We start from the raw sequence: 22,048 nt of genomic DNA, 5'->3' as shown, positions 1-22,048 counted from the left end.
ACAATATTTGATAACGCTTTCTTAATTTATTATAATAAGTTTACTATCCCAACTAATACTGATATTTCAACATTCTAACTAAAAACGAAAGCGTTTTCTTGAATCTGTTTCTATTATAAGATTAATCTTCTTTAAAAAGCGATTGTATTATCAAGGTTAAATTTACCCAAATCAAAGGAGTTAAAAAATGGAAAACACTATCGAATTTAATAATGCCCAACTACTTCCATTTATTGATTGGAATATACGCTTTTTTGGTGCACATATGCAGACGGTTTCTAAGGATTGGTCTGCATCAGCAGAATTTCATCATGCTTTTGAGATATTATTTGTCTTAGAAGGTAGTCAAGAAACTATCCTTGAAAAGGAAACTTATTTCCTGAATAAAGGTGATCTTATCCTTATACCTCCAGGTTTTTATCATACCAATCGATGTATATCTAATGATGGGATGACTTATTTTTGTGCTCATTTCGATATAGACGAGCCTTCTTTACGTATGGAAATGTTGAAAAACTGCGACTTAATCTATACAACTTCTTCTCCTTTTTATCAAAGGTTAAGAGAAACAATTAATAAATGGATCAACATGTTAGATCTCACAGAATATAATTCCATAAAGTATAAACTTAGAGTGCAAATTGTTTTATTTGAATTATTAGAAATTTTTTCTGACATCATCTCACAAAACCAAAGAAAACAATTGCAGCAATCTATAACCACTACAAAGTATGCAAAAGCAATTGCAGATGCTATAAGATCTAACTTTAAAAAAAGTTATTTATATTTAGATTTAGGTTTAGATAAGGAGGAAACTGATAATAACGTTCATATACAACCGATTATTGCTTCACTAGGTATAAGTCCAAATTATGGATTAGAGATTTTCCAAAGGGTATACCATATGTCTCCAAGGAAATATCTTTCCGACCTAAAATTACAGGAAGCTAAAATCTTAATTCAACAACCAGACATTTCTATAAATGAAATTGCGAGTCGCCTTGGTTATAAAAACCTTTCTCATTTTAGTAGACAATTTAAAAGGTGGACTGGTTTAAGTCCTACAGAATTCCGAAAAAATTCTCTTTCATAAATGAATTTTTCTAATGTTTAACAATGACCCATAACTTCGTATACTGGAAATTAGCTCTTTCTTTTAGAATAGGTGTAATTCCTTTTTCTAAAAAAGATTGTAGCAATAAACAATAGAGAAAAGGAGTATGGAAAGTTCACTCTTTTTGAGCTTTCCATACTCCTTTCGTTATTTGTTAAAGTAAATCTAAAAATTAACTTTTAGTCTTTTAGTAATGTAGATTCTCGTAATTATGCTTAATGGTGACAAATGACGCTTCTTATCATATACCACTCTATCTTCTACTTCCCTTTTAATAAATTTTTATAATCATGGTAATCAAAAGAAAATTTATAAGTATTTATATTTAATGTATTTTTAATAAGATTGATGAGATTAAAAATACAAAATGAACGTATTTCATAAAGAGGAGTAAATGAATAAATTCTTTTATAAAAATTAAAGTTTTATCATTTACTCTTATTGACGACAAATTGGTTAACTGTCTTTATAAAGAATGATAAAAATGAGTCGCTCTAAAAGGATGGATCTTTTTCGAGCGACTCATTTTACTTACACAAAACTCTCTTCAAAATGACATATTTTATAGAAGAAATTTGTCAAAAAAAGTAGCCTTTGCTCAACGGGAGCAGAGGCTTTTTTAAACTCAGGCAATTGGGAAATACTTTATTAGTTTAGGCTAAATTTAAAATCTACATACATATTTTTAAAACAATTTAGGGTTGAATTTTACTCCATGACTCATAATCAAACTTCAACGGAGTTCATTTCGTCATAGAGTAAATCTCAGTATAATTATCCCCTAAAAAAACAGGAGTTCCTCTTCCTTTTCCCCACCTAACCTTATTAAGTGACAAGTTTATAGAAGCTATGATATGTTAGCATCTCTACACATTATCTAAAAATAAGAGGATGAGGTGTTTGGATATGAATAATCTTATTAGTTTATAAATGTGAAACAATCAATTCGCAGTTTCCACTTATCTCAAAATTTCTTGTTTTTGCAGGAAGGATAAAGTGGCTACCTTTATAAAACGAATATTCTCCTTCTTCTCCCCTAAGAGTTCCGTTTCCGTCTATTACACTACACAACATAAAAGGTTTATCCATTGTTAAAGTTGCTTTCCCATTTATTCCCCATTTATAAACAGAGAAAAATTTATTTTCTACAAAAGTAGTAATTAGTAAATCTTTATATTTTGTTACAAAGGGTTTATTATCTACATCTATATGAGGAACTGTCGTAACATCTATAGCCTTTTTAAGATGTAATTCACGCTTTTTTCCATTCTTATCTCTTCTTTCATAATCATAAACGCGATATGTAGTATCAGAACTTTGTTGTGTTTCAAGTACAATTGTTCCTTCACATAGGGCATGAATCGTGCCACTAGGCACATAGAAGAAGTCACCCGGTTTCACCTTAATTCGACGAAGTAACTTATCCCAATCCTTATTTTCAATCATTTTAGTGAACCCTTCTTTTGTTTTAGCATTATGACCGTATATCACCTCAGCCCCTTCCTTACAATCGATGATATACCAACACTCCGTTTTACCTAACTCCCCGTTTTCATATAGATTTGCATAAGCGTCATCGGGATGTACCTGTACAGACAGATCTTGATTAGCATCTAAAATTTTTGTTAAAAGTGGAAAAGTAACTCCTCCAGAGTAACCAAAAACTTCTGGGTGATTCCTCCAAACCTCATTTAAGGTCTTTCCGGAAAACGGACCATTTTCAACAATAGACGGTCCATTTAAATGTGCTGAAATTGCCCAACATTCACCTGTTCTATTATGAGGAATTTTGTATGCAAATTTATTTTCTAATCCCTTCCCCCCCCAAATTCTCTCCTGAAAAACTGGCTTTAAAAACAATGGCTGCACCATTATAATACCCCCTTTGTTCTTTCATTTTTGTTTTTCCGGTTGTGTCTCGTAAGCTTTTCTCCCTAGAAGTAAGGCTCCTGTGATTCCCGCAAGGTCCCCTAACCCTACAGGAACAATGTATTTTTCTATTTCATCAGAAAGTTGCGGAATTTCGATGTATTTATTTAACAGCTTCTTTACATCTCTATAAATGAGAGGAAACAACTGTTTTTGCTTCATCACTCCTCCACCCAAAATAATTTTCTTGGGTGACAAAATAAGAATATAGTGTACCAAAGCTTGTGCAAGATAGTGAGATTCCAGCTCCCATACTTCTGGACGATTTACTAATTCACTCCCTGTTTTTTCCCATCTTTCTTCAATAGCAGGCCCTGCAGCAAGTCCTTCAAGACAATCTCTATGATAAGGACATTTCCCTGGATAAGTATCATTTGAATGACGTCTAACAATAACATGGCCCATCTCAGGATGTGAAAGCCCTTGAAGAAGTTCTCCTCCTAACACAGCTCCCGCGCCTATACCTGTTCCTACCGTAATATATAAACAACTATCAAGACCTTTCGCAGCTCCAAATGTTACTTCTCCTAAAGCTGCAGCATTCACATCTGTACTAAACCCTATTGGTATATTAAATGATTCTTCAAGTGTCTTTAAAATAGGATAACCTCTCCAACTGAGCTTGGGTGTTGAAGTAATATGCCCATAGGTAATGCTTTCAAAATTCACGTCACAAGGACCGAATGATCCTAAGCCTATGGCTCTTAAATTAAATCGACTAAAGAATTCAATGACTTGCTCCATCGTCTCCTCGGGTGTAGTTGTAGGAAATTGGACTTTTTCAAAAATTTGTCCATTATTATCACCCACAGCGCATACAAACTTTGTTCCTCCTGCTTCAATTGCACCAAAAATCATACTAAGCCTCCCAAATTTTATTTATAGTGAAGATACAATTAGGAATAATTGTTGTCGTTACTGACCAAATATGAATATTTATAAAATTATTTTAGGGATTAATTTTTTATAGATTTAATTAGAAAAATTAATGGCATCAAGTTTAAGAAAAGACTTGATGCCATTTTTAACATTATCTAACGATATGTGAGTTTGTGAATATATCACTACTGTCATCACTACTTGATGAGAATTCTGATATAACAGCTCCTTCAGGTCCAGCTTTAAACCAATGATTTGTATCAGCCGGAATAGTGTATTGGTCACCTGGATAAAGAATAATTTCTTTTCTAGCCGTATAATATTCAGCATGATTTGCTGGAGGCTCTACTGAGATTTGGGTCTCTTCGTTTCCTTCTATATAAAGGTATACTATTCCAAATCGGCACCTGAATGTTTCTTGTTTCCCATCTTGACCATTACTTCTCCGAGGATGGCGATGCTCAGGGCAAGTTTGATTTGGCAGCATAATCAGTTCTTTAGCACAATATCGTTCATTATTTATATAGACTACTAGTTGCAGTCCTTCTTCATAAAGGTTTGCTAAACCAAAATCCGTTATTTCTATAGTTTCTTTTTCTTCTTCATTTAAAACTATACCTGCCTTATCAAGATAAGTTAGCACTTGGAATTTGACGTTGTTCATATCTTGCTCCTCCATATAAATCTGCCTTTCCATCAGAATTAAAGAGACGCATTTTATAATTAATAACCTTTCGAGCTTCTATAATACAATCTGGATAAATTACATTTGGATCCCATAACTCTGTAGTACTTAAAATTTCACGAGCCTTTTTAAAATAGGCAAATTTCATATCACTAGAAATATTAATTTTACTTACTCCTAATTTTATAGATTGAACAATTTCACTATCTGGATTAGCAGATCCACCATGAAGTACTAATGGAACTTCAACAAGGTCATTTATTTCTTTCAAGATGTCCATTTGTAATTCTGGTTTTACATCTTTTGGATATATACCATGAGCTGTACCAATTGCGACAGCTAATGTATCAACACCTGTTCGTTTTACAAAGTCTTCTGCTTGAAGTGGATCCGTGTAAGTAACTGTTGAAACTCCTCCTTCAATCGAGTTTCCTGTTTGACCAATAGTACCAAGTTCTCCCTCCACAGAAACTCCTACTGCATGGGCAATTTCAACTGCTTTTTTAGTCAATTGTACATTTTCTTCGTAGGGTAACATTGATCCATCAATCATTACCGAAGTAAAGCCACAGTTAATTGCTCTCATTACATCTTTAACTGATCCTCCATGGTCTAAATGAAGTACAAATGGTACTTTACTTACATAAGCACGGTGCTTTACATAAGAGAAAAATTCATCAGTTAAGAAGTCTACTTCAGTAGGATGAATAGCAATTATAGCAGGTGAATTTAAATTTTCTGCTTCTTCAACGACAGCTCTTAAAAAAGAACTGTCTGCAACATTAAATGCTCCTACTGCAAATTTATTTTCTTTTGCTACTCTAAGTAACTCTTTCATTGTTATCAACATAATTAGATACATCCCCTTTAGTTTTAATTAGCTTTTCCTGCGGATCCTGATAAATTAATATAATGTAATATTGCCTCTTTACACGCCTTTTCCATGTTCATCAGTAAATCAAATAAATCTAATTCTGGGTCTGTTGTTAACAAATTAATTAAACATTTTTTCCCGGCTTTGAATATATCTGCACCGATATTAATTTTATTAATGCCGTAATTGACAGCTTTTCTAATATTGTCATCACCTGCACCACTTCCACCATGAAGTACCAGTGGTTTGTTAGTTTTCTGCTTAATTTCCTTTAGTAAGTCAAAATCAAGATTTGGTATCACATCGTCCTTATACAGCCCATGGGCAGTCCCAAATGAAATGGCTAGGGCATCAATACCAGTCTCTTCAAAAAAAGATGCTGTTTCATTCAAGTTGGTAAATAATTTTCGGAATGATTCCGAATTATAGTAGTTAGCATCTCCAACATGTCCAAGCTCACCTTCAACACTTAAATTGGTTGTAGAAGCCATTTTAACTACTTCTTTTGTTTTACGAACATTTTCTTCATATGGATAATCTGATGCATCAATCATTAAAGATGAAAAACCATGTCTAAATGCCGAAGCAATTAATTTAAAATCCTTTCCATGATCAAGATTTAATGCGACTGGTATACTAGATTGTTCTGCCAATGTTTTAACCAAAGGTACTATAAGCTCTGCCTTAGCATGTGTAACCATATGTTCTTGAACAACATTGAGAATAATAGGCGCCTTAGTATCTTCTGCTGCTGATATTGCTGCTCTTGCTGTCTCAAGATTAAAACAATTAATAGCTAAAATTGCATAATAACCTACGTTTGCATCTTCTAGCATTTTTTTCATTGAAACATACATGAGACTATCACCCCTATTACTCTACTGTAAACACAATATCATCATATGATACATTAGTATCTTCAGTGTCATCGAATTCTTCATCGACCTCAGTTACCGCCTTTTTCATCAATGATAACGTAACACCACAAATGACAGATCCAATGAACAGTGCCAGACAGAAAAGCCATGGATGCGTAAACAATGGGACTACAAATAATCCACCATGAGGCACTGGGGCTTCCACTCCCCACGCCATAATAAGACCTCCAGCAATAGCTGAACCAATCACACAAGAGCAAACGACGCGTACTAAATCTCTTGCCGCAATGGGAATCACACCTTCTGTAATCATACAGATACCCATTGGAAATGCTGCTTTTAACGCTTCTTTTTCTGATTTTGTATATTTATTTTTGGTCAATAAATAAGAAATTGTGATACCAAATGGAGGAATAATTGAACCTACAAATTTCACAGCTTCCGGTCCATAAATTCCGTTAACCAACATTCCATCCGCAAACAAAGACATTGTTTTATTAACTGGTCCACCGAAATCAAAGGTTGCCATAGTTCCCAAAATAGCTCCCATAGCAAATTTTGATCCACCTTGCATAGATTCAAGCATGTGTGTTAGGCCATTTTGTAACCATACTATTGGTTGCCCGATAAAGAGAAACATACTTAATCCACAAATTAATGTCGTTAATACTGGAATAACTAGAATTGGCATTAATCCTTGCATAGATTTTGGTAATTTTACGTACTTTTTAATCCCTAGAACAACATAGCCAACCAAAAAGCCTCCCACCATACCACCGATAAAGCCCGCATTAATCTGTGTACAGACAAAACCGATAATCAGCCCTGGGGCAATACCGGGTCGATCTGAGATTGAATAAGCAATGGCTGCGCAGATAAGAGGGACTATTAGACTCATCCCCCAGCCACCAATTTGATTAATCATATATGGAATAGAGCCAGTTTCTTTTCCAACATTCGGACCACCTAAAATTTGTCCTAGTGCAATACAAAGACCAGCTGCAACGATTAGAGGTATCATATAAGAAATACCAGTCAACAAATGTTTTTTTATTGTTGAACCTACATTTTTCTTTTTAGCGCTCATGTTTCCCCCTCCACATTAAGGTGACTTAGTTAGCAATATTCAATGATTGCTCCACTTTTTCAATAAATTTAATCGGTGATTTAATAACGGTTTCTGTTTTGACTCTAACAATCCGTTTGCCCTTAAATCTATCTTCTCCACCGATTTTAATATCAGTTGCCAGGATTACAACATCTGCCACAGCAATTTCTTCAGATGTCAATTCATCCTCTGTTCCAATTGTTCCTTGAGTTTCCACTTTCACTTCATGACCACGTGCTTTAGCTCCCTTTATTAATTTTTCCTTGGCAATATAAGTGTGAGCAATTCCCGCCGTGCATGCAGCAACACCAACAATTCTCATAAATAAGACCCCCATTTATTGTTTAGAATATATAGAATTTGGATGCTTAAAACCAGAGATTCACTTTATAGTGGCTAAGCACTTTGACGTTGATCAAACAGATTAATAATTTTAGTTGGATCCTTCTCAGTCAATAAAAAGTTAACCGTATCTTCATCAGCAAGCGCACCAGCTACTTGGGACAGTAGTTTGACATGTGTAGTAGTCTGATCAACTAGCCTAACGGCAAACAAAATAATACAGTGAACAGGTTTTCCATCTAAAGTTTCCCAATCAATCTCATTTTTAGTGCGTCCAATAGCCAACGATGTCTTTAATACAGCTGCCGATTTTCCATGGGGAATAGCAATATGGTTTTCTAATCCAGTTGGTCCAGCTTCCTCTCTTAAATACACATCTTTAATGAATTCTTCTTTTGAGGCTAGTGCACCATCGTTTTCTAGTAGCTGTGCAAGTTCCCATAATGCTTCATCTTTTGTTTTTGCTTTTAGATGTAGATCAATTCGATTTTCATTGATAATTTTAATAATATCCATGAGAAATGCTCCTTCCAATCTATTTAAATTAATACTTCTTCTAATTCATGAAGAGTCTTTACTCGCGTTAATCTCTCAAACAATTCTTTATGAGTAGCTAAAGAAAATAACTCTACTAATAGGTTATTCAGCATTATTTCACTTTTGAAAGCGATGACAATCTCTAATCTGTCCTCTGCGAATGTCAAACCTTTTGTAATATTAATGCCAACAGCTGGCTGCTTAACTACTTTTGTATTTAAAAGAAAAACAGAAAGCTGGCTACTTACTTTAACCTCTGAAACGATTTTTTCATTAGGCAATTTCTTATTAAGGTTAGTCTTATCTATCATTTTATTTAGTATCTTATCACAGTGATTTTCTTTTTCTACTTCTTCTAATCCCATAAATAGATAGTTTGGACATAAATATTTCTTAAGTAATGGAAATGAAAGACTATCCATTTCTCTCTTTAGCCCATCTTCAACAAATTTTTCTTTAATATGCTTAACATCATTTTCATTAAGTAATGTTGATACATAGGCTATGGGAAGGTTACTTTGGTAAAGTTTAACGGTTGAAATAATTAAATCAATATCAGCTAAATCCAGAGAACGATTTAACCAGCTTACAGATACTACATCAACAATCTCCCATTCAGGAAACGAACGATTTATACGATTCTTTAACAAATGAGAGGTTCCTATTCCTGTTGAGCAAACTAGGATTACTCGTTTCTTTTTAATCTTTTTTTCAATCGCCACTTGAAAATGTAGTAATAAGTAACTAATTTCATCTTGACTGATATCATTTAATTGATGGGCTCGCATAATAGAGATCATTCCAAGACTTACTGCAACAAATACGAAAGGATATTCCTTGTAGAGTTCCTCTAAAAGGGGATTCTTAATCGTAATCTGGTATTTTACGCGATTCAACATAGGCTTTAAATGGATGATTAATCCTTCATAAAGCTCCTTATCACCCTTCAAATCCAGCTTCGTAATATTAGAAACAGTTTTGATTAATTCTTCAGCTATTACCCTTGATTCTGGATTTACCCTACTTAATAAGTTCGTAGTTTCGAAATTTAATGATGTAACACATACACCAGAAGAAATAAGGTATTGATAAATAAAATAAATTTCCTCCTTAGGTAGTACCAGTCCACACTGTTTTGTGATTTTATCTGCCATTTCTTTTGATATGGCGTACACCTTTTGATCCATTATGGTTAAATTGTAAGTTATATCTTCTTGGTAAACGATGTTTCCTTTTTTTATGCGTTTAATACAAATTAGTAAATGAGTAAACATATTAATGTAATATGGATCGCCGATTAAATATCCCAATCGAGATTCTGTTTCATCTAGAATTCGTTTAATAATCCCCACATTTTGATGTCCAAACTGATTTACTAATTCGCATAAGGTGGTCTGCTCGATTCTAAAATCAATTTCTTTCTCCATTTCTGACTCTTCATTAATCAGTTCGTTTATGAGATGTATCATCGCTTTGCGAATATCTCCTTCACGTCCTATTAATCGAGTTCCATTTTTGTTCTTTTCTAGCTGCAAGTTAAAAGATTGTATCCATTCTTCAATTATCTTCAAATCATTTACAATTGACGCTTTACCAATAAAATATGTTTCTGAAAGTTTGTTAATAGAAGTTTCCTCAGGAGAATCATATAGCAAATTGGTTAAAATCTTCATTCTTCTTGCCTCAACTGACAAGCTAGGGACTATTTTTTTATTCCACGAAAGAAATTCTATGTTGAGTTTTATCATTTGATCCTTTGTTAAATCTAGTAATATACCTACACCTGGTCTTTTCTTTAAATAAATGCCTTCTGACTTTAAATCTTTCTCTAGTATTTTTAAATCTCTGTATATTGTTTTTTCTGATAAGTGCATTTGTCTAGCTATTTCTTTTACCGGCACATAATTTCTCTGCCTCAATAGATAATTGAATATTTGATTACCTCTATTTGATAACGCTTTCATTTAGGAACGCCTCCTATCCTTCCTTAAATCAAATAATATCACCATCTGAATAAATGAAAAATATCAAACTGTGTCCACATTATTAAAGACATTTTATTATACTAAAAAGGCCACGAATACATCTGGACATTATTGAGATAAACGTAGTCTATATACGATATTTATGTTTACTTTATTAATAAAAGGCTTAAAGTACTAAGCTAGATTGGAATATGAAAAGAAACCATGAGGCATCAAAATGACTTTTCTTCATTGCTTGTCATCCATAATATAGAAACAGAAGACAACTACCTAACCCGTGGGTAGTTGTCTTCTGTTTTTTCTGGTATAGGTTATATGCAATTCTAGTTACCATAATCAAAGTTCTCAGAAGGCCAAAACTTCTCTAACTACTATCCTATTACTCTACTGTAGGTATGGACACGTATGGTATGTGACTCAAGCAGCAATAAACAAACTAGCCGTTCATAAAATCAATGCAACTTTTCACTCATATAAATTATACTGCTTTAATTGCTACTGTTTTATTTCCTGATTTATGACTAGTATTACCTTGTGTTCTGTAAACAGATTTTTTTAACATTCCAATTATACAAGCTGTAATAATTGATCCAATTAAAATACATGCAATATATAGCAATGGACTGCTTGCAGCAATAGGAATTACAAAGATTCCACCATGGGGAGCCTGTAAAGAAATTCCTAATGCCATACAAATCCCACCACCAATCGCTGAACCAACAATATTTGCCGGAATTATTCTTAATGGATCACTTGCAGCAAACGGAATTGCTGCTTCAGTAATAAAAGATGCCCCCATAATATAAGCTGCTTTTCCTGCGTTGCGTTCTTCAAGTGAGAATTTATTTTTAAATAGTGTTGTTGCTAATGCAATCCCTAATGGAGGGACCATCCCTCCAACCATTAGTGCAGCAGATGGTTCGTAAATATGATTTGCAAACATTGCTAAGCCAAATGCTGATGCTGTCTTATTGATAGGGCCACCCATATCAGACGCCATCATTCCCGCCAAAAGCGCCCCTAATAAAATTGCATTCGAACCAGTTAAACCATTTAACCAACCTTGTAACGACTCATTAATCCACGCCATAGGACTATTAATTACAAAGTGCATAATAAAGGCTGTTACAAACGTACCTAATAGAGGAAGTATAAGTACCGGTGAAAGACTTTGTAATGAATCTGGAATGCCTTTTAATAATTTTTTCAATCCTAAGATTGTATAACCAGCAATAAAACCAGCAATCATACCACCTAAAAATCCTGAACCACCAAGGGTTGCCATCATACCACCAATCATACCTGGTGCTAAACCTGGACGATCCGCAACACTATATGCAATATATCCTGCTAGTACTGGAACCATTAGCGCGAAGGCTGCACTACCACCTGCTGTACCTAGAAAAGCAGCGAATGCATTATATTCAGAGCTTTTCGGGTCAGAAGCATGAATGCCAAACATAAAGGAGATTGCTATTAATATACCGCCAGCGACAACAAACGGAATCATAAAAGATACCCCATTCATTATATGGCTGTATATTTTAGGTTGTTTTAACCGTGTTTTTTCTTTTGCTTCCTTTAACTTGGTGTCTCCCTGATTTAAAGCCGTCCCTTTTCCAGAAATAGCATCTTCAATTAAATCCTTTGCATGATGTATCCCATTTTTAACAGACGTTTTTATAACCTTTCGATTACCGAAGACATCCATGTCCACTTTAACGTCTGCAGCAACAATTATGCCATCTGCTTCATCAATATCTTCCTGATTTAATCTGTTCTGTATACCCGTCGATCCATTGGTTTGAACTTTTATTTGAACACCAAGCTCCTCAGCAGCATTTTTTAATGCTTCTGCAGCCATAAATGTATGCGCTATTCCAGTAGGACATCCAGTAACTCCGACCAATTTTTTGCCAAAATACTTCTTATCATTCGTATCTACTTGCATCATTTTTTCTTCAGCATTTGCAAATAGTTGGACAACTTCATGACTATCTTTGGCAAGAATAAGCTTAGCTCTAAAGGTTTCTTCCATTAGAAAAGTGGAGATTTTAGATAAAGTCTTTAAGTGCTCAGTTGAAGAATCTTTACTGGCTGCTATCATGAAAAATAAATTACATTTTTCTGAACTATACTTAATTCCACTTAAGGACCTCCCCATAATAATTGCAGGCGATTTAACTCCAGCAGATTTTGCATGTGGAATAGCAATACCAAACCCTACTTCTGTTGGAACCTGATCTTCACGAGCCCAAATATCCTGTTTAAATTGTTTAAGATCATGTAAATAACCGTTTTTATTTAATTTTTCTGCCAGCTCATTAATTAAGTCCTCTTTCGTTTCAGAAACTAGATCTAATATTATGTTTTCTGGCCTTAGGACACTAGAAGTCTTCATATATAATCCCTCCTTTTAAATTTCTCCTAATTTATAGAGCGATGCTTTACCAGTTGAACCAAATAGATCCATTTTTTTCTTCACTAATTCAATAGCTGTCTTCGTTGCTTCAGGCATTAATAGATCAGGTTCATAAGCATCAGGATTTTCATCCAGAGTAGCTCTTAATTGGTTATAAAAAGCTCTCTTCATATCCGTTGATAAATTAATTTTAGCAATCCCATGTTTCACAGCTTCTCTTATTTCCTCATCTGGGTTGTCGGATCCACCGTGAAGAACTAAAGGAATCTTTACTTTTTCATGAATCTTCATTAATCGATCAATTTTAATAGAGTGATCCTTCGTTTTTGGATATAAGCCATGTGAAGTTCCAACAGCAACAGCAAGGGTATCAATTCCTGTTTTTTCAACGAAAATAGCTGCTTCATCAGGATCCGTATATAAAATCTCGTCTGTTCCGCCTTCTGAACTACCCTCATTACTTCCAATAGTACCTAGTTCGCCTTCTACAGACACACCTACTATATGAGCAAGTTCTACTGCTTTTTTTGTTAATGTCATATTTTCTTCAAACGGTAAATGTGACGCATCCATCATCACAGACGTATAGCCATTTCTAATAGATCGAGTAATATCTTCAATTGTTGCCCCGTGATCCAAATGAATTACAAAAGGAACTTTAGACTTTGACGCAGCCTCTCGTACATATGCCACAAATTCATCCGTTACTAGATTAATTTCATTCGGGTGAATTTGAAGTATAGCTGGGGATTTTTGCTCCTCTGCAGCATTTACTACAACTTTTACAAATTCGCTATTTGCCACATTAAATGATCCAACTGCAAATTTATTCTCGTAAGCTACTTGAAGTAAATCTCTCATATTAACTAACATTCCTATTCCTCCTAATATTATTTGGAAGACCAAACTTCCAAAAATTCATCATAATTAGCAACATTCAATAATTTTTCTGTCATATTTGTTTGTTTAAATACATCATGAATCTCTTCAAAGAACTTTGTATTATTTACCCTTTGATTTTTTGGAGGGATAAATAGAAAGATAATTTGAGCCATCTTATCTCCCCACAAAATTTTTTGTTTATTTATTGCTACTAACACTCGTAATTTTTCGTTATTTCCACAATCAAATGGATGTGGCATCGCAACTAAATTTCCAATATTAGTACTCGACATCTTTTCTCTTTCATTAATGCTTGTATATAGATGTTGAATCCCTCCAGTACTTGTAAGTGTTTTTAATAAACCTTTTTGAGTCTCTTCATCTAAGAAATAAAGATCATCCGGTGATAAATAGTATTTCAGTAAACCACGATTTAATTGAATAGAAATAGTCTTCATATCTTCGTTTGTAATCATTTCACTAACACGAATACAATTTTTCACGTTTAGGTGCTGCTCATCAAAGATTTCACTAGTAGTTACTATAGTTTCTATCCCTTCAGGAAGTAAATGGATTTCATGATTTGCAAATAAACCATCAATCTTAATATTTGGAAAGTATAAATTTATTTTTCTTTCTAATAGCTTACCTACTAAAGGATTTTTCCCATAAATTATTGCAATTCTTTTCCTTGTTTCTTGCGAATTTTCGATAATATTCATGATATGTAGTGTTAAGTAACCAATTTCATTTTCTGGTATCTTTATATTTAAGCAAAATTGTAATTCTTTAGCTAAAACCACTGCAATATTATAAGCATTCATGTATTCCGACTTTATTTGAGAAATAAATGGATTCTCTACAGGAAAGTAATATTTTAATGGATATAATGACTTTGTAATATGTACCAATAATCCATTAAATAACTTTTCATTTTTTCGGTTTGAAAAACCATATCGGACCCAAACTTTTTCTATAACCGATTTTACTTTTTCCTTTATTTCATCTGAGTTTTCTTGCTCAATTATTTCATTTTTCTTTGGTAATATTTGCAAAACAATTAATAAGTAGCATAAATACTGATATTCATACTCATTAAACTGTACATTCATTTCCCTAGCTAAACGAGTAAGGATTAACTTCGCTATTTTTAATTCTTCAAAGCTAGTATTATCTAACCTCATGTCTTTTTCAGCAATTTTTTGATTAAGGCCTACTCGTTTTAAACTAATAATTATGTTCACACATATTGAGAATAGTTCTTGAGAGCTTAGTAATAAATTATACTTAGTGACTTCTTCTTCAATACAAGAACATACTAATTGAATTGAGGACTGACTAAACCAATCATCGAAATAGTATTGCAGCGCTTCATCAAGAGACATTCTCTTTAAACAATTTGTTGTTACTAACTTTTTTAGTAATAGCCGTTTTTCTACTTCACTTCCCTTAAGCCTTATCCCTTGGAAAATAATTGCCTCCACCTCAATGTTTCGTTTTTCGGCTTGTATTATTTGAAATAATTTTTGTACGTCTTTCCTAATTGTTTGAGTGGAAAAGTAAAGTTTTTTTGCCAATTCATCATAAGTTATAAAATCAGTTTCAGATAAAAGTGTTTTTATTATGTGAAAAGCACGCTCCTCGTAATCATCTTCATTTTGATGAATATTTGATAAATCCCCAACTAATTTATATCCTTTTTGAGTATTACCAGTAATTATGACTTTATCTAAATAACTTTCATTTATTTCCCTAATGTCGTTTCTAATTGTTCTTGTCGTTACATTAAATAGATTAGCAAGTTCGCTTCCATTCACAAAATCATTTCCTGACTGTTCTAAATATTCCAATATTTTAATGTAACGCTTTTTCATTAGTATTTCCTCCTCACTTTTTATATTAATGTAAGCGCTTTACACTTACCAAGTCTATACTTTTTCCTAATAGTTAGGAAGGTTTTTAATATTAGAATGAACGTAAATAATAAATTACATAGCTTCTTTTTCTGGTATTCAATCCATTGATTCCAAGGTGACTTGTTTAAGTTATAAACTTAGTACTTTCTAAAATGCTTTTCAAAGTATATATGTATATCAATCTATAAAACTGTACAGACTAATAACGTATTCCCCCCTATTCAAATAAATTTGAAAATCCTTTGCTTTTCAGCAAAGGATTCTTTTTTTATTAAACGTAATTTATTATAAGTAAGTTGGTTTTGGTGCAAAGATTACATCCACTTTAAAGAGGTATATAGATTCTTAAAGGGATCTGCTCTTAAGCAGCAATTCCAAATAGTTGATGAATGAACTTCACTTGATTTTGGACAGGCTTATCCTGTAAAACAAGTTGCCCTTTTTTTATCATATGCATAGCTTCTATTCCAGAAAGAATGGATGTAGCTGTGCGAAAAAATTTCAATCCTAACATCGAACGAACTCGTTTTTTAATAAATCGATGATCTTGTTCCACTATGTTATTGAGATATTTTACTTGTCTTATTTGGATGCCTACTAGCATCTTTTTTTCTTTTCTCAATTCTTCAACTGCTATAGGGTAAGCTGGATTCTTATCGACTGTCACGACACGAGGCTCAGAAATATGAAAGGACTGCAAAGCTTTCTTGAAGAATCGCTTTGCAGCCTTGTGGTTTCTTGTTTTGCTTAAGTGAAAATCGATGGTATTTCCTTTCGAATCAACAGCACGATACAGGTACATCCATTGATTTTTTACTTTGATATAGGTTTCATCGACTCTCCAAGAATCATTGGTTTGCTTGGGATGACGACGGATTCGTTTGTCCAATTCAGGACCATACTGATGAACCCAACGCATGATCGTTGTATGAGCAACGGATAAGCCCCGTTCCTCCATCATTTCCACCAAATCACGAAAGCTAAGGTTGTACCGTAGGTACCATCTTACTGTCTGCAAAATAATATCATAATGATAATGTTTCCATTTGAATACATCTTGCTTTTCCATACTGGTCACGCACCTTTTTTAGAATAATAGTATCAGTATGTACAAGTTTTAGAGGTTAATTGCAAGTGTCTTGAAGTTTTTGCACCAGAACCAGTAAAGTCATTAATGGAATTTCATCCCTAAAATTGACATACCCAGTGGGGGTATGTTAGTTTAATAAATAAGTAAGAAGCCCTTTAATCGGACCGAACAAACTCGATTAGCATTTATGTCGTTGTAGGGCATCGTGGCTTATATTCTCTGAATTTAACGAGGATATTATTGGCATAGCATCATTGTAGTATAAAAATATTATTAATGGAGGTATGTTGAAATGGCGAATACAAATACAAGACACCCTGAACTTAATTCTTTCATTCATGACGTAGAGCAGATTGTTCAAGAGGGAGGAAGTGAAAAGATCTTAATTAGTAGGGTCTCAGAGAGAATGAAAAAGCTATTAAAATTGGGAAATATTCTACCTACTCAGTACATGCAACCTCAGCCCAAATCAGCTCTATATCCACTGCATATAGCCCAGGATGAAAGCTTTTCTATTGCAATTACGGTCTTTAACGTCGGTCAACCCTCACCTATGCATGATCATGGAACATGGGGCGTAATTGGAGTTGTACAAGGAGTAGAGCATGAGATTAAGTATGCTCGTCCCTCTAGCAAGAATGAACCGTTGACTGTTCTAAAAGACCGTTATATTCGAGAGGGAGAGGTCGGCATCTGTTGCAGTTCTGAACAAGACCTTCACCAGGTAGAATGTGCTTCCTCTGTTCCATGCGTGGGAATTCATGTTTATGGTCGCAATATTGGGAAAATTGAACGTCATATATATAATCCACAAACCGGGGCGAAAAAAGTGGGAGTGACTCCTTGGCTTCCAGTGCCTGGTACTCAAAATATGCTATAGGCTGCTATACACTAATCTCCTGACGTTGCTTATTGATGTGAGAAAAGTTATTTAGCGATTTTAACTTACGCCGTCATATTTGCTTTAGGCAGAGAGTGAATAAACATTTTTATTAAAGTTTTTCTTGTTCAATAGTAAAACAAATAGACTATCTTCTCCGAAGATAGTCTATTTGTTTATACTTTCAGCTATAGTGTCAATAAGAAAAGTAGGTGATTGAAAAGCACCACTAAGAGTATTATCTATCCCATAATTTTTATACACATATTAAAAGATGATATGGGTTTGTTTATTTCTTGTTTTTGTTCAAATTTTGTTTTGCGGAAAGTTCATTTTCTGTTACCCATTTATAATTTTTTTCTTTTTCTCCGCCAGTAGTAGGTATATAGGAAATAGTATAGACTGTAATATCACAAGCACCAACTAAATCATGACGTAGTTTGTTTAGTAGAGATTTGCCCTTGAATCTCAATTCTGACGTCAGCTTTTTTTAATAAGTTTCCTATAGCGCACCCTTTATCAGCTGCTACAAATAGTCGGTCGGCTGATTGGATTTGCTTTTCTGTTGCATTCTCAGATAAAACGATATGGGGATGATGGATAATTTTAAATTCATTATCAGAAGTCATTCCCTGAGAGTCTATCGTCATTGCTACAACAGGAAGGTCTCTAGATTCAATCATAGAGGTAAGAACTGACGAGTAACAAGCTGTCGCAGATGCAATTAAGATTTCTTTTGGAGAAGCGCCATTTCCACTACCTCCGAATTCAGTTGGAACCGCAATCTTAGTATCCAGAACTTCTGCTTTAAGGGAACCATTCCCTTTTACACCATCATGCCAAACAACCTTTACATTTGTTTCCAAAGCGAACACTCCTTTAAGTTATAATTTATTATTTTATAGTTGTGATAAATGAGTTTTTGGATGTATAAATTTTATTAAGATTCAGACTGCTTTATCGACTTTTGACTATATAAGTCAATCAAACTAAATCGTCATTATAAAACAACTATAATATGGAGACTAATATAGTATTGATAAAGAAGACCCTTCTTCTTAGGGTCTTCTGACTAGGTGAATGAATAAATTAAGAATTCATTACACTATTAGTTTTTAAAAGTTCTCTTTCACATGTTGCTGTACATATTTATCTAGGTCAACACCAATTTGTTTTAACGCATCATAACGATCATAGTGAGCCCGTTTTTCAATGATTTTTCCATCTTTAAAACGTAAGAACATCATGATTGATGCCTTTACACTTTTTCCTGTTGCAGGTACGCCAAAAAATGGTCCGCCTGTATGTGTACCTGAGAATTCCGTATAAGCAGCCACTTTATCACCGTCTGCAAAAATTTCTTTAACTGAGATCTTGATGTCTGGAAGTGCATCAAAGCTACCTTTTTCGGCCTTTATAAAACCTTCTACCCCTTTAAATGGTGTATCAACTTGGAAGTAGAATACAAGGTCTGGGTGACATAGCTCAGCAGCAGCTTCAAAGTCTTGTTGTTGAAGCGCTTCATAAAAACGTCTTACCACTTCTTTATTTTTTTCTTCAATTAACATTTTCTTTTCCTCCCCAATTAAAATGACACACTCTCTTTATTTTTTTCTTAGAATGTGTAAGATTCGCCGTCTTCTGGCACTAGAAGGCTAGAAGCGAATCCTTTTTCTTCTACAAATTTTTTGAGTTCTTTTCTTGATAATCCCCAATGGTTTACACCTTCCATGTGGCTCACGATTATTTTTGCATTTGGAGCATCCTTATGTGTTTCATAGATATCTTCTTTACCCATGATGAGTGAAGCATCTTCGCCTTCATAGGCTTGATTATCTCCGCCATTGACGACAATAATATCTGGGTTATGGGTATTTAATTCTTGCTGCACACCTTCATACCATACTGTATCTCCGGCTATATATAATGTTTTCTCACTTTGGTGTTTGAACACAACGCCACATACTAGACCTGCCAGTTTAATCAAGTCTCCTCTTCCATGCTCGCCTTTAGTTTTAATAAGTTGGATACCTTCGAAGACTGTATCTTCTGTTAAAACCTCGACATTTCGGAATCCAGCGTTTCGTATTTCTGTTGCATCTTCTTCATTTTGGGAAAACAATTTGATATCTTTCGGCAAAAGCTCTTTAGCTGCCTCATCCCAGTGATCTAAATGTAAATGAGTAACAATGACAGCATCTACATTATGAATAATGTTGTCAACAGGTGTTGGCAATTCAGCCAGAGGATTGTTTTGATCCTGCCTAGGTGTATTTGGGAATGGTGGGTACGTACCTTTTTCAGCTAACATTGGATCTATTAAAAACTTTTTGCCTGCATATTCGACAATGAGTGTCGCATTTCGAATTTGGTTAATTTTCATCTTTATCTCTCCTTTTTTTAAATCTACGTATAGTTTATACTATACCCAGTGGAGTATTACATAGAAAAAATCAAGTCTTTTGGTTGTTTGACTTGATTTTTGAAAGGATTTGAAAATATGTTAGATCATACGGATATGGGTATCTTACGTGAGCTGTCTAAAAATAGTCGAATTACAATGAAAGAATTGGGTGAGAAAGTCCATTTGACTGGCCAAGCAGCTGCATCTAGGGTAACCAAATTAGAGGATAATGGTGTAATTGAAGGATATTCAATTATAGTAAATCAAGCGAAGCTAGGGTGTTTTATGCATGCTTTTATTAATATCTATTTAAATGACATCCATCATCGGCCATTTCTCTCATTTGTAAAAACACAAAATCAATTCATCTTAAATAACTATAAAATTAGTGGGGATGGATGCTATCTGCTTGAATGTAGATTTCCATCTAATGAATATTTAAATGAATTTCTAGAGAATTTAAATGAGTTTGCAAATTATAAAATATCCACTATTATTAAAAAGCTGTAATAAATAATATTAAAAAAAGCCTTATATAAAAATATAAGGCTCTTTTAGTACCTAGAAAGTACACTATGTTAACTAAAATTCAAAATAACATATCGTCTATAAAGGTAAATTACTTTTTAGGCGTACATACAGTATGGGAGATTACTTGCTAAATAAAGTTAGTACGTAGAATAAGTGTTACAATGATAAGGCATCAAAGATTTTACATTATGAGGAGAGATTAGCTATGAAGAGCACAGGTATTGTAAGAAAAATTGACCAGTTAGGGCGTGTTGTCCTACCTAGTGAGTTGCGCAAAGTTTTAGATATCAAAGATCAAACACCAGTAGAGATCTATGTTGAGGGGAATCAAATTATTTTTCAAAAATATCAAGCCTCTCAAGCGTGTGTGATCACTGGAGAAGTAACGAAAGAAAATAAAGTATATCCTGGGAATCTTGTATTAAGCCCAGAAGGCGCCCAACAATTATTCAACCAATTGAAAAACAAAAATATAGAAAGTAGTAAATAGTCATTTAATATACAAATCTTGAAACCATAACAGCTTTAAAATTGTTGATCATTCAACGTTATATAAAAATCTTCCTAAATGATACATTTTAAAAACAAACAAGCCCTTGATACACATGGGCTTGTTTTTTGCCTGGGCTCCGGAAGGAGAAATTACGGTAACTAAAATTGTGCAGCATTCATTTACCTTTTAAGCTTTTTTCTTAAACTGTTCTTTCACATAGGCACACGTTCGTTTATGTTCACGGGAAAAGAAATGATCGTGTTTATAATACACTCTGACTTCACAAGAAGGACAGACAAAAAAGCCCATTTTCACCTTATCTTGATTTACCTCATGCGCATAAAACTCCCCTGTAGCTTTAAACATTAAAACATGTTTAGCTTTTTCAATCTTTGCTCTCATAATCATACCCTCACTAACCATATTATTCATCTAGTTCCATGATAAGGGCCATATGGTAAAAAGACAAAGAAAAAGCAGCATCCCGTTATAAAAACGGAATGCTGCTCAGATATTAATTGTTTTTCATCTTGTAGCCTTTGAATTTATATCCGTATACGCTCGTAAGATCAACGAAGCTTTTATAAGAATACGTAATGGCAACCGGTATGCCTACTTGGACTTTATCATAAAACTTTTCGATGTCTGCATTATGCATTCTCACACAACCTTGACTCACGTATTTTCCAATGCTGCTTTCATTGTTATTGCCGTGAATGCCGTATGTATCGCCATACGTACCATTTGCATTTAATCCTAACCAACGTTTTCCTAATGGGTTGCGAGGATCGCCCCCAGGAATATGTCCTGTATAGTAAGGACGGTTTTTAATCTTGTTCACCACTTTAAAAAAGCCAACTGGTGTTTTGTCCCATGTTTTACCCGTTGCTACTGGATCAACAATTTCAATATAACCATTATGAAAATACGCAAGCTTGTTGTAGTACTTGTTAATGATGATTAAATCTTGATTCGCTGGTTTACTTGCTGCTTCTGTTTTCCCTTGATTGACCCCACATAATGCGACCATTAGTAACGTAAGAACGGTCATTGATTTAATAAAAATGTTCTTCATAAAAACTCTCCTCTTTTTTAATTT

The 22,048-nt window shown here is 33.9% G+C and carries 23 protein-coding genes; 4 read left to right on the top strand and 19 right to left on the bottom strand.

Annotation, left to right across the window (positions count from 1 at the left end):
* Positions 1 to 187: 187 nt before the first annotated feature.
* Positions 188 to 1,093: a helix-turn-helix domain-containing protein gene (locus tag SB717_RS25225; RefSeq protein WP_197226396.1), complete on the top strand. Its 906-nt coding sequence runs from the start codon at positions 188 to 190 to the stop codon at positions 1,091 to 1,093.
* A 945-nt stretch (positions 1,094 to 2,038) separates the two neighbouring features.
* Here SB717_RS25225 and manA read toward each other — a convergent pair.
* From manA to SB717_RS25160, 13 genes are all read right to left on the bottom strand, one after another.
* Positions 2,039 to 2,986 carry a mannose-6-phosphate isomerase, class I gene (manA, locus tag SB717_RS25220; protein ID WP_197226398.1) on the bottom strand — a complete coding sequence of 316 codons (948 nt, stop codon included), beginning with the start codon at positions 2,984 to 2,986 and terminating at the stop codon, positions 2,039 to 2,041.
* 21 nt (positions 2,987 to 3,007) lie between these two features.
* Positions 3,008 to 3,901 (bottom strand): ROK family protein, encoded by an 894-nt coding sequence (locus SB717_RS25215; RefSeq protein ID WP_206704346.1) that lies wholly within the window; start codon positions 3,899 to 3,901, stop codon positions 3,008 to 3,010.
* A gap of 172 nt (positions 3,902 to 4,073) precedes the next feature.
* On the bottom strand, positions 4,074 to 4,586 hold the full coding sequence (locus tag SB717_RS25210; RefSeq protein ID WP_410905197.1) for a D-lyxose/D-mannose family sugar isomerase: 513 nt from the start codon (positions 4,584 to 4,586) through the stop codon (positions 4,074 to 4,076).
* Entirely contained in the window at positions 4,549 to 5,457 is a 909-nt protein-coding gene (locus SB717_RS25205; protein WP_197226400.1) for a ketose-bisphosphate aldolase, read from the bottom strand. Before SB717_RS25205 ends, SB717_RS25210 begins: the two co-directional genes overlap by 38 nt.
* A 23-nt stretch (positions 5,458 to 5,480) precedes the next feature.
* Positions 5,481 to 6,338, bottom strand: coding sequence for a class II fructose-bisphosphate aldolase (locus SB717_RS25200; protein ID WP_197226402.1), 858 nt, complete (start codon positions 6,336 to 6,338; stop codon positions 5,481 to 5,483).
* Positions 6,339 to 6,354: 16 nt separating this feature from the next.
* Positions 6,355 to 7,446 carry a PTS fructose transporter subunit IIC gene (locus SB717_RS25195; protein ID WP_098590821.1) on the bottom strand — a complete coding sequence of 364 codons (1,092 nt, stop codon included), beginning with the start codon at positions 7,444 to 7,446 and terminating at the stop codon, positions 6,355 to 6,357.
* 25 nt (positions 7,447 to 7,471) lie between these two features.
* Entirely contained in the window at positions 7,472 to 7,789 is a 318-nt protein-coding gene (locus SB717_RS25190) for a PTS fructose transporter subunit IIB (protein WP_197226404.1), read from the bottom strand.
* A gap of 74 nt (positions 7,790 to 7,863) precedes the next feature.
* Positions 7,864 to 8,325, bottom strand: a complete 462-nt coding sequence (locus SB717_RS25185) for a PTS sugar transporter subunit IIA (protein ID WP_098590819.1) — start codon at positions 8,323 to 8,325, stop codon at positions 7,864 to 7,866.
* Positions 8,326 to 8,348: 23 nt separating this feature from the next.
* A complete protein-coding gene (locus SB717_RS25180; RefSeq protein WP_410905194.1) occupies positions 8,349 to 10,310 on the bottom strand; it encodes a BglG family transcription antiterminator in 1,962 nt (653 codons plus the stop codon).
* A gap of 499 nt (positions 10,311 to 10,809) precedes the next feature.
* Positions 10,810 to 12,732: a PTS fructose transporter subunit IIABC gene (locus tag SB717_RS25175; RefSeq protein WP_197226408.1), complete on the bottom strand. Its 1,923-nt coding sequence runs from the start codon at positions 12,730 to 12,732 to the stop codon at positions 10,810 to 10,812.
* 15 nt (positions 12,733 to 12,747) lie between these two features.
* Positions 12,748 to 13,626 carry a ketose-bisphosphate aldolase gene (locus SB717_RS25170; RefSeq protein ID WP_410905192.1) on the bottom strand — a complete coding sequence of 293 codons (879 nt, stop codon included), beginning with the start codon at positions 13,624 to 13,626 and terminating at the stop codon, positions 12,748 to 12,750.
* 17 nt (positions 13,627 to 13,643) lie between these two features.
* Complete coding sequence (locus SB717_RS25165) at positions 13,644 to 15,509, bottom strand: BglG family transcription antiterminator (RefSeq protein ID WP_410905190.1); 1,866 nt, start codon at positions 15,507 to 15,509, stop codon at positions 13,644 to 13,646.
* A 403-nt stretch (positions 15,510 to 15,912) separates the two neighbouring features.
* The gene (locus tag SB717_RS25160; RefSeq protein ID WP_410905188.1) at positions 15,913 to 16,620 is read right to left on the bottom strand and encodes an IS6 family transposase; all 708 of its coding nucleotides are present in this window, start codon (positions 16,618 to 16,620) and stop codon (positions 15,913 to 15,915) included.
* Positions 16,621 to 16,933: 313 nt separating this feature from the next.
* On the opposite strand from SB717_RS25160, the gene SB717_RS25155 reads away from it, so the two are divergent.
* Positions 16,934 to 17,521 carry a cysteine dioxygenase family protein gene (locus SB717_RS25155; RefSeq protein ID WP_410905186.1) on the top strand — a complete coding sequence of 196 codons (588 nt, stop codon included), beginning with the start codon at positions 16,934 to 16,936 and terminating at the stop codon, positions 17,519 to 17,521.
* Positions 17,522 to 17,810: 289 nt separating this feature from the next.
* Here SB717_RS25155 and SB717_RS25150 read toward each other — a convergent pair whose 3' ends face one another.
* The 4 genes from SB717_RS25150 to SB717_RS25135 form a co-directional block, all read right to left on the bottom strand.
* Positions 17,811 to 17,993 (bottom strand): DUF1541 domain-containing protein, encoded by a 183-nt coding sequence (locus SB717_RS25150; protein ID WP_410905184.1) that lies wholly within the window; start codon positions 17,991 to 17,993, stop codon positions 17,811 to 17,813.
* Positions 17,950 to 18,387 carry an OsmC family protein gene (locus SB717_RS25145; protein ID WP_410905182.1) on the bottom strand — a complete coding sequence of 146 codons (438 nt, stop codon included), beginning with the start codon at positions 18,385 to 18,387 and terminating at the stop codon, positions 17,950 to 17,952. Before SB717_RS25145 ends, SB717_RS25150 begins: the two co-directional genes overlap by 44 nt.
* A 249-nt stretch (positions 18,388 to 18,636) precedes the next feature.
* On the bottom strand, positions 18,637 to 19,089 hold the full coding sequence (locus tag SB717_RS25140) for an ester cyclase (protein ID WP_410905180.1): 453 nt from the start codon (positions 19,087 to 19,089) through the stop codon (positions 18,637 to 18,639).
* Positions 19,090 to 19,136: 47 nt separating this feature from the next.
* The gene (locus tag SB717_RS25135) at positions 19,137 to 19,904 is read right to left on the bottom strand and encodes an MBL fold metallo-hydrolase (RefSeq protein WP_410905178.1); all 768 of its coding nucleotides are present in this window, start codon (positions 19,902 to 19,904) and stop codon (positions 19,137 to 19,139) included.
* Positions 19,905 to 20,021: 117 nt separating this feature from the next.
* On the opposite strand from SB717_RS25135, the gene SB717_RS25130 reads away from it, so the two are divergent.
* Together SB717_RS25130 and SB717_RS25125 are read left to right on the top strand one after the other, a co-directional pair.
* Positions 20,022 to 20,435, top strand: coding sequence for an Lrp/AsnC family transcriptional regulator (locus tag SB717_RS25130; RefSeq protein WP_410905176.1), 414 nt, complete (start codon positions 20,022 to 20,024; stop codon positions 20,433 to 20,435).
* 226 nt (positions 20,436 to 20,661) lie between these two features.
* On the top strand, positions 20,662 to 20,946 hold the full coding sequence (locus tag SB717_RS25125; RefSeq protein ID WP_116078735.1) for an AbrB/MazE/SpoVT family DNA-binding domain-containing protein: 285 nt from the start codon (positions 20,662 to 20,664) through the stop codon (positions 20,944 to 20,946).
* A 189-nt stretch (positions 20,947 to 21,135) separates the two neighbouring features.
* Here the strand turns inward: SB717_RS25125 and SB717_RS25120 are convergent, their stop codons facing one another.
* Both SB717_RS25120 and SB717_RS25115 read right to left on the bottom strand, forming a co-directional pair.
* The gene (locus SB717_RS25120; RefSeq protein ID WP_410905174.1) at positions 21,136 to 21,381 is read right to left on the bottom strand and encodes a hypothetical protein; all 246 of its coding nucleotides are present in this window, start codon (positions 21,379 to 21,381) and stop codon (positions 21,136 to 21,138) included.
* An 82-nt stretch (positions 21,382 to 21,463) separates the two neighbouring features.
* Positions 21,464 to 22,024, bottom strand: coding sequence for a L,D-transpeptidase (locus SB717_RS25115; protein WP_410905172.1), 561 nt, complete (start codon positions 22,022 to 22,024; stop codon positions 21,464 to 21,466).
* Positions 22,025 to 22,048: the final 24 nt, after the last annotated feature.

The sequence above is a fragment of the Priestia sp. SIMBA_032 genome, assembly GCF_046535215.1.
GTDB lineage: Bacteria > Bacillota > Bacilli > Bacillales > Bacillaceae_H > Priestia > Priestia aryabhattai.
The sequence above is the reverse complement of the archived record's forward strand: the minus strand, read 5'-3'. Positions and strand labels throughout refer to the sequence as shown.